Origin of the sequence: Terrabacter sp. NPDC000476, from assembly GCF_040300125.1 — a bacterium.
Classification (GTDB): domain Bacteria; phylum Actinomycetota; class Actinomycetes; order Actinomycetales; family Dermatophilaceae; genus Terrabacter.
Window position 1 is genome coordinate 990,649 of record NZ_JBEPDF010000001.1, and the last position, 14,228, is coordinate 1,004,876.

General features: G+C 72.3%; 19 protein-coding genes and 1 other RNA gene. 13 read left to right on the forward strand and 7 right to left on the reverse strand.

What is annotated here, in order from left to right; translation table 11 throughout:
• The 9 genes from ABT295_RS04620 to ABT295_RS04660 all read left to right on the forward strand — a co-directional run bounded on the left by ABT295_RS04620 (position 1) and on the right by ABT295_RS04660 (position 5,656).
• A complete protein-coding gene (locus ABT295_RS04620) occupies positions 1-456 on the forward strand; it encodes a hypothetical protein (RefSeq protein WP_352393236.1) in 456 nt (151 codons plus the stop codon).
• Positions 453-899, forward strand: a complete 447-nt coding sequence (locus tag ABT295_RS04625) for a hypothetical protein (protein WP_352393237.1) — start codon at positions 453-455, stop codon at positions 897-899. The genes ABT295_RS04620 and ABT295_RS04625 overlap by 4 nt, the downstream gene beginning before the upstream one ends.
• Positions 900-977: 78 nt before the next feature.
• Complete coding sequence (locus ABT295_RS04630; RefSeq protein WP_352393238.1) at positions 978-1,976, forward strand: peptidoglycan recognition protein family protein; 999 nt, start codon at positions 978-980, stop codon at positions 1,974-1,976.
• Position 1,977: 1 nt separating this feature from the next.
• The gene (locus ABT295_RS04635; RefSeq protein ID WP_352393239.1) at positions 1,978-2,127 is read left to right on the forward strand and encodes a hypothetical protein; all 150 of its coding nucleotides are present in this window, start codon (positions 1,978-1,980) and stop codon (positions 2,125-2,127) included.
• A complete protein-coding gene (locus ABT295_RS04640) occupies positions 2,127-2,399 on the forward strand; it encodes a hypothetical protein (RefSeq protein ID WP_352393240.1) in 273 nt (90 codons plus the stop codon). Before ABT295_RS04635 ends, ABT295_RS04640 begins: the two co-directional genes overlap by 1 nt.
• 3 nt (positions 2,400-2,402) lie before the next feature.
• Positions 2,403-2,792, forward strand: coding sequence for a hypothetical protein (locus ABT295_RS04645; protein WP_352393241.1), 390 nt, complete (start codon positions 2,403-2,405; stop codon positions 2,790-2,792).
• The gene (locus ABT295_RS04650; protein ID WP_352393242.1) at positions 2,789-3,856 is read left to right on the forward strand and encodes a hypothetical protein; all 1,068 of its coding nucleotides are present in this window, start codon (positions 2,789-2,791) and stop codon (positions 3,854-3,856) included. The genes ABT295_RS04645 and ABT295_RS04650 overlap by 4 nt, the downstream gene beginning before the upstream one ends.
• Positions 3,857-3,880: 24 nt before the next feature.
• The gene (locus ABT295_RS04655) at positions 3,881-5,380 is read left to right on the forward strand and encodes a hypothetical protein (RefSeq protein WP_352393243.1); all 1,500 of its coding nucleotides are present in this window, start codon (positions 3,881-3,883) and stop codon (positions 5,378-5,380) included.
• A 9-nt stretch (positions 5,381-5,389) separates the two neighbouring features.
• A complete protein-coding gene (locus tag ABT295_RS04660; protein WP_352393244.1) occupies positions 5,390-5,656 on the forward strand; it encodes a phage fiber-tail adaptor protein in 267 nt (88 codons plus the stop codon).
• Between the two features lie 176 nt (positions 5,657-5,832).
• Here the strand turns inward: ABT295_RS04660 and ABT295_RS04665 are convergent, their stop codons facing one another.
• From ABT295_RS04665 to ABT295_RS04675, 3 genes are all read right to left on the reverse strand, one after another.
• Positions 5,833-6,075, reverse strand: a complete 243-nt coding sequence (locus ABT295_RS04665) for a helix-turn-helix domain-containing protein (RefSeq protein WP_352393245.1) — start codon at positions 6,073-6,075, stop codon at positions 5,833-5,835.
• 72 nt (positions 6,076-6,147) lie between these two features.
• A complete protein-coding gene (locus ABT295_RS04670; protein WP_352393246.1) occupies positions 6,148-6,426 on the reverse strand; it encodes a hypothetical protein in 279 nt (92 codons plus the stop codon).
• 27 nt (positions 6,427-6,453) lie between these two features.
• Entirely contained in the window at positions 6,454-7,185 is a 732-nt protein-coding gene (locus tag ABT295_RS04675) for a RelA/SpoT domain-containing protein (protein WP_352393247.1), read from the reverse strand.
• A gap of 139 nt (positions 7,186-7,324) precedes the next feature.
• Here ABT295_RS04675 and ABT295_RS04680 point away from each other — a divergent pair, with 139 nt between their 5' ends.
• Positions 7,325-7,537: a hypothetical protein gene (locus tag ABT295_RS04680; protein ID WP_352393248.1), complete on the forward strand. Its 213-nt coding sequence runs from the start codon at positions 7,325-7,327 to the stop codon at positions 7,535-7,537.
• Positions 7,538-7,732: 195 nt separating this feature from the next.
• Here ABT295_RS04680 and rnpB read toward each other — a convergent pair.
• An RNA gene (gene rnpB / locus ABT295_RS04685) (RNase P RNA component class A) lies at positions 7,733-8,129 on the reverse strand.
• 93 nt (positions 8,130-8,222) lie between these two features.
• A complete protein-coding gene (locus ABT295_RS04690; RefSeq protein ID WP_352393249.1) occupies positions 8,223-10,037 on the reverse strand; it encodes a SpoIIE family protein phosphatase in 1,815 nt (604 codons plus the stop codon).
• 66 nt (positions 10,038-10,103) lie between these two features.
• Between ABT295_RS04690 and ABT295_RS04695 the strand changes: the two genes are divergently transcribed.
• A complete protein-coding gene (locus ABT295_RS04695; RefSeq protein WP_352393250.1) occupies positions 10,104-10,502 on the forward strand; it encodes an ATP-binding protein in 399 nt (132 codons plus the stop codon).
• Positions 10,503-10,545: 43 nt separating this feature from the next.
• Here ABT295_RS04695 and ABT295_RS04700 read toward each other — a convergent pair whose 3' ends face one another.
• Complete coding sequence (locus ABT295_RS04700) at positions 10,546-10,854, reverse strand: STAS domain-containing protein (protein WP_352393251.1); 309 nt, start codon at positions 10,852-10,854, stop codon at positions 10,546-10,548.
• Positions 10,855-11,053: 199 nt separating this feature from the next.
• Here ABT295_RS04700 and ABT295_RS04705 point away from each other — a divergent pair, with 199 nt between their 5' ends.
• Entirely contained in the window at positions 11,054-11,848 is a 795-nt protein-coding gene (locus ABT295_RS04705; RefSeq protein ID WP_352393252.1) for a hypothetical protein, read from the forward strand.
• A 73-nt stretch (positions 11,849-11,921) separates the two neighbouring features.
• Here the strand turns inward: ABT295_RS04705 and ABT295_RS04710 are convergent, their stop codons facing one another.
• Positions 11,922-13,364: an RNB domain-containing ribonuclease gene (locus ABT295_RS04710; RefSeq protein ID WP_352393253.1), complete on the reverse strand. Its 1,443-nt coding sequence runs from the start codon at positions 13,362-13,364 to the stop codon at positions 11,922-11,924.
• A gap of 113 nt (positions 13,365-13,477) precedes the next feature.
• Between ABT295_RS04710 and ABT295_RS04715 the strand changes: the two genes are divergently transcribed.
• Positions 13,478-14,227 carry a YaaA family protein gene (locus tag ABT295_RS04715; protein WP_352393254.1) on the forward strand — a complete coding sequence of 250 codons (750 nt, stop codon included), beginning with the start codon at positions 13,478-13,480 and terminating at the stop codon, positions 14,225-14,227.
• Position 14,228 lies beyond the last annotated feature (1 nt).

Consider the following 14,228-nt stretch of genomic DNA (forward strand, 5'->3'; position numbering starts at 1 on the left):
GTGCCCCTGCACGGCTACACCACCGACCGCCGTCCGCCATCGAACATGGACCACGTCTACGCCCACCAGTTCGAGCTCGGGCTCGCGCTCTTCGGCATGCTCGGCGGCTTGGGCGCGGTGCTGTCGGCCTTCACCAGCGTGACCGTGTCGCCGTCGATCGACCGGCTTCCGCACTGGCTCGCCGGCGCCGTCGGCGTGCTGCTCCTCGTCGGAGGCGGCTGCGTCTGGCGCGGCCTCTTCGACGACTCCGAGGACCTCATGGTCGGCTGGCGCTACGAGCGCGTCGGCATCGTGCTCACGATGGCCGCCTGGGCGAGCTACGGCATCACCATCGCCACCGTCTCGCCGCGCGCCGTCCTCTCGTGGGGCGTCGCCGGGATCGTCGTCGCGATGTTCGGGCTGCGCTACCGAGCCACCGTCAAGGAGGAGCGTCGCATCCGGAAGGCGATCCGATGACCGGGGGCGACATCAGCATCATCGTCGGGCTGCTCACCACCCTCGGCGGCGGCGTCGCGTGGCTCGTGAAGCGCCACGACGCCGCGAAGGACCCGATCCCGAAGGCCGCAGCCGAGCTGGCCGTCGCCGAGCAGGCCCTAGGCATCATCAAGGAGTCGCGCGACGCTCTGCGCGAGGACGTGTCCCGGCTCAAGGAGGAGCGGGACGAGCACAAGGTGCGCCTCGACGCTCAGCAGGAGCAGATCGACACCCTCCGCGACGACAACGCGACCCTGCACGCCACGGTCGAGCAGATCAAGCACCTGCTCTCCCACGCGACCCGCTTCATCGAGACGCTCCTGCGCTGGGCCAAGGACGGCGCGAAGCCTCCGCAGCCGACGCTCCCGCACGCGCTCGAGGACCTCATCGACCCGACGCTCTACAGCCCGCCGGCCGCGGACTGACCCACCAGCCCACCCCAGCCCACCAGGGCCCCGACACCACTGTGGTGCGGGGCTCTTCGCATACCCGAGGAGATCCGCATGGCGACAGCACTGACCGCCGACGCGATGCTCGCTGCCCTGGCGAAGTGGGGCATCGAGCCGCGCTTCTACAAGAGCGACTGGCGCACCCATCACCGCACCGCCCAGCAGGGCTTCGGACCCATCAACGGCTTCGTGGTCCACAACTTCGGCTCCGACACCTCCGACCCGAACAGCCTCGCCTACCTCTACAACGGCGACCTCGCCCGCGGGATGCCCGGGCCGCTGTCGCAGTTCTCCATCACCGACGACGGCACCGTCTGGATCATCGGCTGGGGCACCGCGAACCACACCGGCTTCCTCGACAAGGACCTGCACGCGCTCGTCCTCAACGATGCCGCCCCGCTCGACAAGGACTTCCGCCCCAACGCCTCCGGCAGCTCCGGCACCGGCTCGGGCACGAACCGCCCCAACGTGCACTACCTCGGCGTCGAGATGACCTACGGCAAGAAGCCCACCGCCGCCCAGCGCAGGTCCGTCGTGCTGCTCGGCGCCGCACTCATGGACGCCCTCGGCCCCGGCTACACCGGCGGCTCCGTCGTCGGCCACCGCGAGGCCACCTCCCAGCGCTCCGACCCCGTCGGCATCCCCATGTGGGAGCTGCGCCAGGAGATCAACGCCCTGCTCAAGGCAGGGCCCGGCCGAGCCGCATCCGGCGGTACCGGCACCCCCGCACCGAAGCCATCACCAGTCCCCGAGGAGGACCCCATGGCAGGCATCACGCTCTCCGAGATCGGCGACCAGATCTGGAACAAGACCCAGTGGACCGGCGCCGACGGCAAGGTCTACAGCGCCGCCTCCTGGCTCAAGGCCGGCAACGAGAAGGCCGGCCGCGCCGAGTCACTCTCGAAGCAGGCCCTCGCCCGCGTCGCCGCGCTCGAGGCGACCGTCGGCGTGCTCGCCGCCGCGCAGGGGCAGTCCAGCGACGTCGTGCTCGACGAGATCCGCAAGGCCCTCGCCAACATCCGCATCGAGGTCACGGCCGAGCCGACGGCCTGAGGTGGACCACCGTCCGCAGCTCGAGCGGGTCGCGCGCCGGGCCCTGCTCACCGGCGCGCTCGTCATCGTCGGCTGCGCCCTGCTCGGGGCGGCCGCGGCGGCCGAGGTCGCCATGCACTACACCACCCCGCCAGTCCCCAAGGAGTCCTGATGCTCGACGCCATCGTCTCGACGCTGCCCGCCAAGGCGCAGCCCTACGCCAAGACCTACGCCGCGGTGCTGCTCACCGCCCTGACGGTCATCGCCGCCGCGGTCGACGCCCCGAAGTGGCTGACGATCCTCGTCGCCGTGCTAACGGCGCCGCTCGTGTTCGCCGTCCCCAACCTCGACCCGCGCGGCCGCGCGCAGGACGAGTCCGTGCAGCCGCCGACGACCGAGTTCGACGGCTTCGGAGCCCCCATCAGCAACCCGAAGGGCGACTGACCCATGCCCGGACTGACGAACGCCGAGGCCGCCGCCACCCTCGACGCGCGGTTCCCGACGACCGGCGGAGGCGACTTCATCGCCTACAGCGCCAACGGCACCACGGAGTTCGCGGGCCTCGCGCGCACCGCCATCGGCGCGACCGGCTGGGCTGCGGCCACGAACGCCGACCCGTCCGTGAAGGCCAACGGCAGCGCGCTCACCACGGCGGCTTCGACGAGCGCCGGCACCGTGTCGCACTGGGCGATCATGTCCGCCTCCTCGGGTGGCACGCAGCGCACCGACTGGACCGCGCTCGTGGGCCCCGACGGCACGACGCCCACCCCCCGCGCGCTGCTCGTCGGCGACCAGCTGCAGTTCGCCATCGGCAAGATCACGGTGACGCTCACATGACCGCCCGTGAGCAGTTCGACGCCGCTCTGGCCGCGCTCCTCACCGAGGCGCACGACTTCGGCGCCGCCGAGGCCACCGCCGCGTCGCAGGCCACCCTCGACGCGCTCCGCTCCGAGAACGCCGTGCAGGCGGCGTCGCTCACCGTCAAGGACGCCACGATCGCCGCCCAGGCAGCGGAGATCGCGCGACTCACGGCCCTACTGCCGCCCGAGCCCGTCGACCCGTGGGCCGGGATGCTCTACGGCGCGAACGACTCCCACTTCGGGCCGCTCAACGCGGCCCTCGGTCGGGAGCTGCAGGTGCGCCGGTTCTACGAGGCGGGCTGGCCGTCGACGCCGACGCAGAAGATGCGCGACGACTGGGCCGCCGGCCGCGTCCCCTACGTGTCGTTCTCCGGGCCGTCGCCCGCGACGATCAACTCCGGCGCGCACGACGCGATCCTCGCCAGCTTCTTCAAGGCCTGCAAGGACCGCACCCTCGTCAGCTACATCCACGAGGTCGACAACGGCAAGGCTCAGCCCGCCGAGTACGTCGCCGCGTGCACCCGCATCCAGCGGATCAAGGACGAGAACGCGCCCGACCCGCGGCTCGTGCTGCACGGTCCGACGCTGATGGGCTGGGCGTTCACGGTCGGCGACTACGAGAAGTGGATCGCGCCGAAGGTCGACTTCATCGGCGCCGACCCGTACAACTTCGTCCGCCCCGCCGGCTCCCCGCCCTCGCCGAAGACGGGGAACCTCGGCCGGGACCGGTCGATGGCGTACCTGCTCGGGACGCTCCCCGCGTTCGCGAAGAAGCGGGGCGTGCCCATCGCGATCGGCGAGTACGGCGTGCATCCGGACCCGGCCCGGCCCTCGTTCAAGCCGGACTGGCTCAAAGCCACCGACGCCACCCTGCGCGCCGCCGGCTGCATCGCCGCGTGCTACTTCCACGCCCCCTACGGCGAGGACGGCCCGTGGTGGCTCGACCGGCAGCACACCTACGTGACCGACACGACCGCGCGCGCCACCGGCACGCCCGACCCCGAGTCGGTCGCCGCGTTCCGGTCTCTCATCAAGCACTGACCCTCGACGAGCTGGAGGTAGGCCGTGGCGCTGCGCGGAGTCATGACCGGTGGCAACGCCGGCGCCACGACCACCACCGACACGGCCACCCTCACGTTCCCGGCGGGCACCACCGCCGGGGACGTGGCGGTCGTCGTCACCTCGCAGAACGTCAACAGCGCCACCGTCGCCACCCCGGCCGGCTGGTCCCTGCTGGCCGGGCCGACCGACCAGTCGACCAACATGCGTACCTACCTCTTCGGCAAGGTGCTCGCGTCCGGTGACGTCACATCCGGGTCCGTCACAGTCATGATGTCGGCCCCGCAGCGCTGGGTCGCCCAGGGCGCTGTCTTCACCGGCGTCTCCGGCTTCGGCGTCGTCTCGGTCATCCCCTCGTCCGGGTCGGCCACGAGCGTCACCACGCCGACCATCACCACGACGGCCGACGGCGCCGACGTCATCTCCACCGTCGCCTACCGACGCGCGTCCACCCCCCTCGGGGGCGCCTCCTGGCCCGCCGGATGGACCGAGATCACCGAGGGCGCGTCCGGCTTCACCTCCGGCGCCAACGCGGGCGTCTCGTTCGCCCAGCTCGACACCAGCGGGCCCATCGGGTCCTACGGCGGCGCGACCGTCACCCTCGCACAGTCCGAGGTATCCGTCGGCTACACGGTCTCGATGCCGCCTGCCTCCACCACCTACGCCGGGTCGGGCAGCGTCGCGGCGAGCACGACCGCGAGCGGCGCACCCTCGTCGCGGCTCACGGCTGCGGCCGTCGTGGCGGCGAGCACCGCGGTCCTTGCTGCCACGACCACACTGCTCGGCGCGACCGCCACCGCGCCGGCCATCTCGAGCACCTCCGCGTCCGCCACCGTCATCGTCGGGCCCGCCACCTACGCCGCGTCCGGCAGCGTCGCAGCCACGACGGGCACGGCCGGCTCCGCCACCATGCTCGCCAGCGCGGCTGGCTCCTCGATCGCGACGAGTACCACGGCGGCCGCCCCCAGCGCGCGCCTTGCCTCGACTGGCTCGGCAGCATCCACCGCGAGCGCAGCGGCCACCGCGACGTCCCGGCTGCTCGCGACCGGCCTCATCACCGCCACGAGCTCGACCACCGGCTCCGCGAGCGTCATCGGCGGCGCAACCACCTACCCCGTCACCGGCACGGTCGCGGCCTCGTCGAGCGCGACGGTACTCCCCCGGCTGCTCGCCGCCACGAGCGGCACCGCCACGGCCGCGACCGACGCGACGGGCGCCGCGACCGCGCGCCTGGTCGCCGCCGGGCAGGCGGGCGCTACCACTGACACGGCGGCCGCCCCCGTGCTGGTCGCGCAGGTAGCCGGCACCATCGCGGCCACCTCGAACGCGGTCGGTATCGCCAGCCCGCCGACCGGCCCCGCCGAACCCACGCCCCCGAGCCGCACCGTCGTCGTCGAGCACGAGTCGCGGTCGCTCACCATCCCCGCCGAGGACCGCGCTTTCACCGTCCCCGCCGAGGCGCGGGTGCTCGTCGTGCCCGCCGAACCCCGCACCCTCACCGCCTAGGAGCCCGCCGTGCGCCTGACCAAGGACCCGACCGCCGTCCTCGACTACCAGGTCGACTGGAGCAAGTGGCTCGCCGCCGGCGAGACCATCGCGACCTCCGTGTGGACCGTGCCGACCGGCCTCACCAAGGACTCCGAGGCCAAGGCCGACACCACCGCCACCGTCTGGCTCTCGGGCGGGCAGCTCGATGCCGTGCACGCGGTCGTCAACCGCATCACGACCAACCAGGGGCGGCAGGACGAGCGCACCTTCTACATCGCCATCGGCAACCGGTGAGAGGAGGAGCCATGTCGAAGCGCATCCCCGTTCGCCGCAAGACCTGGACTTGGGGCTCCTGACCCCCGGCTGTCACATCCGAGGCGTAGCCTCGACACCGCTCGGCCAGGCGCCCCACGCCAACACCGCCGAGCACAGAGCCCCCACCCGGTCACGACCCGGGTGGGGGCTCTTCGTCATGCCCTGATGCTCGGCGCACCGCGGCCGCGGCGATGCACGCCAGCCTGGTCGAGGGCGCGCCGCACGGCGGTCTGCGTCCGGCCCGTGAGCTCGGCCAGCTGCCGAATCGAGCGGCCGTCGGCGTACTGCTCGGCGCAAAACGCGATCAGCCGCGCGCGCTGCTCCGGCGTCTGGTGCGTTGAGGCCGTACCTACGAACTCCGGGAGCACCTCGAGCACGGGCCGGTCCGGGTATGGCATGCCGCAGGCTACCGCCGAGGTATACGACGAAGCCCCCGTTCCAGCGGGAACGGGGGCTCCGAGCGGCGGCTCTCAGCTGGTCGCGGCGGAACTCGTCAAGAAATCCGAGAAGAGCGAATCGTCTGTTGAGCGGAAGTAGTGCCCGTGCGTCTGCATGATCGTGTCGAGGCTGTCGGCTCCGAGGAGCACCACCTCGAACTTGTTCAAAGCTCCGCGAAACTCCTGCTCCGCATCTTCGTAAGCGCGAGTCGCCTCACGCGAGTCCTTGAACTCTCGCTGGCGGATGAGAGCGCCGTCGTCGTAACTGTAGACAAGCAAGAAATGGATGAGTGAGGAGCGCGTGGCTGCCATGGGAGCATTCTCCTGAGTGGTGGGCTGTCAACCAGTGTAGTAGCCGGCCTCGATCACTGCCCGCCGAGCCTGTTCGAAGCGGTCAAGCACCGTGGAGTCGATGGGCAGACCATACTCGCGCAAGTAGATGACGTCGCCGGAAACGGCAAAGTACTCAACCATGTCAGCCGGCCCCACCCCGTCCTTCAGGTTGAGCCCAAGGCGGGCGTCAGCGACCTCAACTGCATCAGCCCACTCCTGCTGGCCGCGAGTACGGAGTTGTACCTCGATCGCGCGCTCGTCCCTTCGAACCACCAGATGCACGGCTCGGTAGCCGATGTCCTTGGGCGTCGCGATGTAGTCACGAGGCTCACGCGCGAGTTGGCCGCGCCACTGCCGTTCGACGTGACGACGAACCCTCTCGAGCTCGGGTCCGTCCTTCAAGACAGCGCGACACCCACCAATGTCCTCCAGTCGCGCGAGGTTGCTGTTGCCCATGCGGTGAAGCTTCCGAACGATCCTCGGAACCCGCTTCAACCTCTGGCTCACGACCTCCGAGGCGCCCTGCGTCCGCACCATGCTCCTCAGGCCATAGCGCACCTTCTGCATGGGGTAAGCGTGAGCAGCGCGGAAGCGGTTCACCGTGTCCCACGCCTCGTCGAGGTCTTCCAGGAGCAGGCCCTCAGGGATCACCCCGTCGTGGAACACCTGCTTCAGCAGGATCCCCGACTTGTTTATCTTGGTCTTACTCGGGAGCTCGATGATGGGAGCGGGCGGCATGCGAAGAGCGTAGCTGCCTACGGCGACAGCTCCATTGGACCGCTATCACCACGCATCTTCGAACGAGCGTTCGACGCTGAGGCACACTGGGAGGATGGCAGGCGGATCAGGTCGGGGGCACCATCACCCTGTCCCGCCCGTGCCACCCAGCCGCCGACACGTCTGGGTCCGCGGCCCTCGCGACGCCCCCGGCCCGCACCCCGGCGTGCTCATCGCGTGGGAGCAGCGCGACGGTGCCTGGTATGCCCTCGTCAGCTATTACCTCGAGGGCGACGGCGTGCTTGCTCAGCAGTGGCTCGCGGCCGACCTGCTGACCCGCGTCGGTGAAGCCTCTGTCCACTCTCGGGCCTAGTGAAGGTTGCGCCGCATCCTTAACCATGGCTGCCGACTGGGGTGCGCCGTGGGTGCGCACCAGCGTTCGCTTACCGGCCATCGGGTGCGTGCAGGTGCGCAGGCGGGGCAACGTCCAACAACGCGAAACTCTCCACGGCTCACTAGGCGTTTCCGCAGGTCAGCGCCAGATCGAGCACGTTCAGCCCGGAGTTGGAGGATGAGTCGGCCGATACGCCGGGTTCTGTTCCGCACCCCCGTTCCCAGGAGCGCGGCGACGGCCATCCATCTAGGCCGACCATTGCTGGCCGGCTCGAGCGTCCTACCCGCGCACTCGACCGGGCCGGTCTCCCCGACGCCCGAGGGCGTCGATTCATGCGCTGTCTGGACTTGCTCCGAGTGGGGTTTACCGAGCCGCTCCAGTCACCTGGAGCGCTGGTGGTCTCTTACACCACCGTTTCACCCTTACCGGCTGCCGAAGCAGCCGGCGGTCTGTTCTCTGTGGCACTGTCCCGCGGGTCACCCCGGGTGGCTGTTGGCCACCACCCTGCCCTGTGGAGCCCGGACGTTCCTCGGCAGGGCCGGGGCCCTGACGCGACCGTCTGGCCGACTCATCCGCGCCCATCATAGGGCCCGTATGCCGCCGGTCCCGTCGGCGCCCACCTGCCCCGGGCGAACGGGTCGTCCCACGCGCCGGCGAGCCCCGGTCAGGGCGTGTGAGAACCGGTCAGAGGGCGGCGGAAGGCGAGCACGGCGACGTCGTCGTGCCGGTCGGGGTCGGAGACGAGCTCGGCCAGGTCGGCGAGCACGAAGTCGAGCTCGCTGTCGTCGTCGACCTGTGTCAGCAGCTCGCGAGCCGCGATCTCGAGCCGGTCGAGGCCCGTGCCGATGCCCTCGCTCCGGCGTTCGACGAGGCCGTCCGTGTAGAGCAGCAGCAGGTCCCCGCGACCGAACGGCAGCCGCACCGAGCCGCGCGGCACCTCGCCGAGCCCGTGGACCGGCGAGCCGTTCTCGGTGACGAAGCGCACCTCCCCGTCGTGCACGATGACGGGCGGCGGGTGACCCGCCACGACGAGCGCGAGCTCGTCCGCGGCCGGGTCGAAGAGCGCATAGATCGACGACGCCATCTGCGTCGGGGGCTCGACGCCCATGAGCCGGTCCATGGCGCCCGCGACCGCCTCCGGTGACGGGTCCTGGGTTGCGAGCACCCTTGCGGCAGAACGCATCCGGGAGCCGGCTGCCGCAGCGTCCACGCCACGTCCCATGACGTCGCCGAGCACGACGCTGACCCGTCCGTCGTCGAGCACGCTGACGTCGTAGTAGTCGCCGCCGACGTCGGTGCGACCGGCCTGGCGGTAGACGGTGCCGATCTGCCAGCCGTCGGGCTCCGGGAGGTCCTGCGGCAGCAACGTCGCCTGCAGCACCGCAGCGACCCGGCGGGTCTGCGAGTAGAGGTCCGCGTTGTCGATGGCGAGTCCCGCACGGCGGCCGAGGTCCTCGGCGAAGGCGACGTCCTCGGCCGTGTAGCGCCGGCCGGACTCGGCGGCGGCGAACGTCAGCACGCCGAGCACCCGCTCCTTGGCCGTGAGCGGCACCGACATCGCGCTCTGCAGGCCGAGCCGGCGGGCGAGGGCGAGGTGCTCCTCGTCACGGGCGGCGGTGACGAGCATCTCGTCGGTCACCGACTCGAGCAGCACGCTCTTGCCGGTGCGGGCCACGTAGGCCGCGCTCCCGGGCCGCTCGGGGTCCGGCGGCCACCGGGTCTCGAGGTCCTTGGCCAGCTGCACGCGGTCGGGGTCGGCGTGCGCGACCGCGAGGGTGCGCAGCACCCCGTCGTCGACCATCTGGACGGAGCACCAGTCGGCGTGGGCGGGCACCGCGAGCGAGGCCACCTGGCCGAGGGTCTCGCGGTAGTCGAGCGAGCTCGCGAGCGCCTCGGACGCGTGCGCGAGGAACTCGAGCTGTGATGCGCGCGCGGCGCTCTGGGCCTCGGCGCGCAGCCGGAGCATCGTCTGCGCGCAGATGTCGCTCAGCACCCCCAGCACCGAGAGCTCCTCCGGCTCGACCGGTCCGTCGCGGCCGTCGAAGCGGAAGCCCACGGCGCCGATGGCCCGGCCGTCGGTCCGGGAGATGAGGGGAAGGGTCACCGACGACCGCTCGGTGCCGTCGTCGAGGAGGGGGTAGCGCCGCGCCATGTCGTCGCGGCTCAGCACCGAGACGACCCGGCTCGTGCGCACCGCCTCGGTGAGCGGCGAGGCGGTCTCGAGGTCCCAGACCGCCCACTGGCGTGCCTCGACCGGCGTCAGCCCGTGGGTGGCGATGGTGCGCAGCCGCGACTCACCCAGCCGCACGGCCAGCACGGCGCGCGAGGCCCCCATGACCTCGGAGGCCCCCTCGGTGATCGTCTCCGTGAGGTCGTCCATCGTCGTGGCGGAGGCGACGCGTGCCGCGATCCGGGCGAGGGCGGCGACCCGGGGGGCCACCGCAGGGTCGGTCCCGAGCTCCTGCCACGGCACATTCATGGCGACATCTTGACACCCGGACGAGCCAACTGCCCACGCATGGCGCAGAAGTGGGAGCATGACCGGGTGACAAGCGGGTCGGTCGTCGCCGGGAGAGAGATCGGCCGCGTCGAGTTCGGCCCCGACGACCTGCGCACCGTCCGCGAGTTCGTCCGGGCCGTGGCCGTCGAGCGCATCCCCGACCGGGCCGACAACGCGGTGCTCGCGGTCTACGAGGTGGCGGTCAACAGCATCGTGCACGGCGGCGGTCACGGGCTCCTGCGCATCGACGAGACGCCGGGCTCGCTCGTCTTCACCGTGGAGGACGACGACGGCACCGGGTCCGCCCCCCGGCTCTCCGAGGTCGACGCCCTCTCGACGAGCGGGCGCGGCCTGCTCATCGCCCAGTGCCTCAGCGACGAGCTGACCATCGAGTCGGGCGCCAGCCGCACTCGCGTGGGCGTGCACCTGTACCTCGCGTCCTGAGCAGACCCGCCTCGGGTCGGGGTGACGTCGTGCCGGAGCGGGCTCACGTCGCGTCGACGACCTCGATCACCTGGTCGAGGTGCATGAGGCGCACGAGCGGCAGGGTCGAGTCACCGCAGACCAGTCGAAGCCCTGCGCCGACAGCGACGGCGCGGTGGTAGAGGCCGATGATGGCCCCGAGGCCCGAGGAGTCGAGGAACGTCACGTCCTGCAGGTCGACGACCACGTGCCCTCCGGGCGGGACCTCGAGGTCCTCGAACGCGTGCCGGACCTCGGGCACCGTGTACGTGTCGATCTCTCCGGTGAGCCGCGCCGTCGTCGTGGTGCTCGACGTCGAGACGGTGACGCTCATGACTTCCCTCGGCTTCGGACGGACGGGTGGACCGGGGCTCGCCGCCCTCCGGTAGCGCCACGGTAGGGGGTGGCCGCTGCGGGTGCGGGCGAATCGACCTCAAGGCGTGACCCTCGTCACACCTCGTGCCGGTCGTCAACGAACCCCACGCCCCGTTCGTCGTGCCAGGGAGACGACGATCGCAACCGACCTCAGGACCATGACCGAACAGAACCCCTCCCTGCCCGACACCCGACCCAGAGCAAAGTTGCTCGATCTCTCCCTGACCCAGCTGCTCGGCGGCTCGATGGCGGCTGCCACCGCCGCCGCGCTGGGCTCGCGCCTCGGCGTCGTCGGGACCATCGCCGGTGCCGCCGTGCTCAGCGTCATCTCCGCGGTCGCCGCGAGCCTCTACACCGGCTCGATGGCCCGGGCGCGCGAGGTGGTCGTGCTCGTGCGCAACCGGCGTGGCGAGCTCGAGCCCGCGACGGCCGACGAGCCCCGCTGGAGCCCGGCCCCGAGGCAGCGCCTGCGACGGCCCGACCGCGCCACGACGCGGCGCATCCTCGCGACGACCGGCGCCGTCTTCGCCCTCGCAGCGGCCTTCGTCACCGGGCTGCAGCTGACGACCGGGGCCCAGGTGACCGGCACCAGCATCGGTGGCCGCGCCGTGGCCGGCTCGGGCGAGGGCACGACCGGCCGCTCGGACGGCAGCGGCGGCCCGGCCTCCCCCGCGACGGCGACGACCCCGGCCACCACGGCCACGACGACCACCCCGGCCGTTCCCGACACCCCCGCGACGACGCCGTCCACCGACCTCCCGGGCAGCACCGCGTCCGGCGCTCCCTCGAGCACGCCGTCGGGGACCACCGACGCGCCGGACGTGCCGGGCGCGACCGCGACAGCTCCCGGCGACACCGCACCAGCGCCGACGACCGGCGGCTCGGGCGCGGCACCGACCGCACCGGTCGCACCGGTCGCACCGGTCGCACCGTCCGGCACCCCTGCTCCCTGACTCCTTGGTCCACTGACTGCCGCGCGCTCGCCCGATCCCGTCACCGTCCGGTGACGGGATCGGGCCGCGCAGCTCAGGCCGGCACGAGGGTCAGCGCGATGGTGCCGCTCGCGACGTCGGCCGCGTCGACCCGCACCGTGACGGTGTCCCCCGGCTCCGCCTCCCCCGTGGCGCGGGCGACGACGGCGAGCTCGATGAGCTGCACGACGACGCCCTTGCCGTTGACGTCGACGACGACCCCCTCGAGCGTGCGGCCCACGTGCCGATGCAGCTCGGCAGCCTCGACGGCGTCGGTGCACTGGCGCTGCACCCCGTTGGTGCGGCGGTCCGAGGTCGCCATGAGGTCGGGCAGCGACGGCAGGGCTTCGCGCACCCACGCGGGCACCTCGGTGCCGGCCGACAGCGCCTCGCACAGCACGAGGCCGAAGCGGTCGACGAGGCGTCGCAGCGGCGCGGTGACGTGCGCGTACGGGCCCGCGACGGCGGCGTGCTCGGGCTGCTCGGGTGCGGCCCCGTCGAACGGCGTGTAGCCCGCTCCACGGAACAGCGAGGTCGCCTCGTGGATGAGGGCGAGGTGCCGGGGGTCCTGCCGGTCGAGGGTGCGCAGGAGCTCGCCGTAGGGCAGGTCGCGCGGCCACGCGACTCCCGCGGCGGCCACCTGGCGCCGGAACCGCGCGAGGTCCCGGGGGTCCGGTTCCGGCATGGTCCGCAGGATGCCGATGCCGCCCCGGAGCATGAGGTCGGCGGCCCCCATGCCGGCCAGCAGGGAGATCTGGGCGTTCCAGTCCTCCGAGGGCACGATCGGGCGGAACGAGATGCGGAAGGCGCCGGAGCCGTCCTCGTCGACGGTCTGCTCGGGCATCGGCAGGCTCGCACCGCCACGAGCCCGCTCGAGGAGCACCCGCTTCTCCCCCACCTCGCGCAGCAGCACGAGGCACTCCTCGGCGGAGCCGCCCTCGACCGCCCGCTGCACCTGCTCGTAGTCGTAGCGCCGGACGCTGCGCACGAGCGCCCGGTACACCTCGACGGCGGTGCTCGACCCGTCCCCGTCGAGCGCGATGTCCCAGACGAAGGCCGAGCGCACGGCATCCGGCAGCAGGCTCGCCGCACCCTCGCTCAGCTGCGGCGGGTGCAGCTGGACCCGCTCGTCGGGGCAGTAGACGGTCTGGCCGCGGCGTCGCGCCTCGGCGTCGACGTGCCCGCCCGCGCGGACGAAGGCCGGCACGTCGGCGATGGCGTAGCGCACGCGGTAGCCCGCGCCCGCACGCTCGAGGTGCATCGCCTGGTCGAGGTCCATCGAGCCGGGCGGGTCGATCGTCACGAACGGGACGGCGGTCTCGTCCCGCTCGGGGAGGCTGGCCTCCGCGGCCGCCCTGGCCGCCTCGTCCAGCACGTCGGCGGGGAACGCCTCCGGCACCTCGAACTCGCGCCGGATGGCCCGGAACCGCTCGACGAGCTGCCGGGCCACGTCGCCCGGCTCGCCGGACGGACGGAAGACGATGTGTCGGGCGGTCATGGCGTCACCCTACGCACCGGGAGGTGGACTCCCGCGGCCCGCGCGTCCGCCGCTTTGCGCGCGTCGCGTCGTCGAATGGGTTTTCCGCGGCCCGGATGCCTAGGCTGGCCCCCGTGCTGATCCTGCTCCCCCCGTCCGAGGGCAAGACGCCGCCGCGGCGGGGTCGGTCGCTCGACCTCGGAGCCCTGTCGTTCCCCCAGCTCACCCCGCTGCGCGAGGCGCTCGTCGACGCCGTGGCCAGCGTGAGCGGTGAACCGGACGCGGCGACGACCCTCGGGGTCAGCCCGAACCTCGTCGCCGACATCGAGCGCAACACGCGGCTGGCCACCGGCCCGACCGGCGCCGCCTCCGACGTCTACACCGGTGTGCTCTACCAGGCCCTCGACCTCGGCTCCCTCGACGCCGCCTCGAAGCGGCGCGCGCAGCGCTGGGTCGTCGTCGTCTCCGCCATGTTCGGTGCGCTGCACCTCGGCGACCGCGTGCCGCCCTACCGCGTCAACGTCTGCACGACGCTTCCCGGCGTCGGCCAGCTCACGACCGAGTGGCGACGCGCGCTCCCCGCCGCCCTCGATGCCGCGGTCAAGCCGCGTGAGCTCGTCGTCGACTGCCGCTCGAGCACGTATGCCGGCCTCTGGCGTCCGCGCGACGAGCGTGCCGAGCACTGGGTGCACGTCACCGTCCCCGGCGCCTCGCACATGGCCAAGCACACCCGAGGACTGGTCACCCGCGAGCTCGTGCAGGCCGACGCCCCGCGGAACCCGGCCGCCCTCGCCGAGCGGCTCTCCGAGCGCTTCGACGTCGAGCTCACCGCACCGCCGCGCCCGGGGAGACCCTGGCAGCTGGCCACGACGCCGAGGGGCTGAG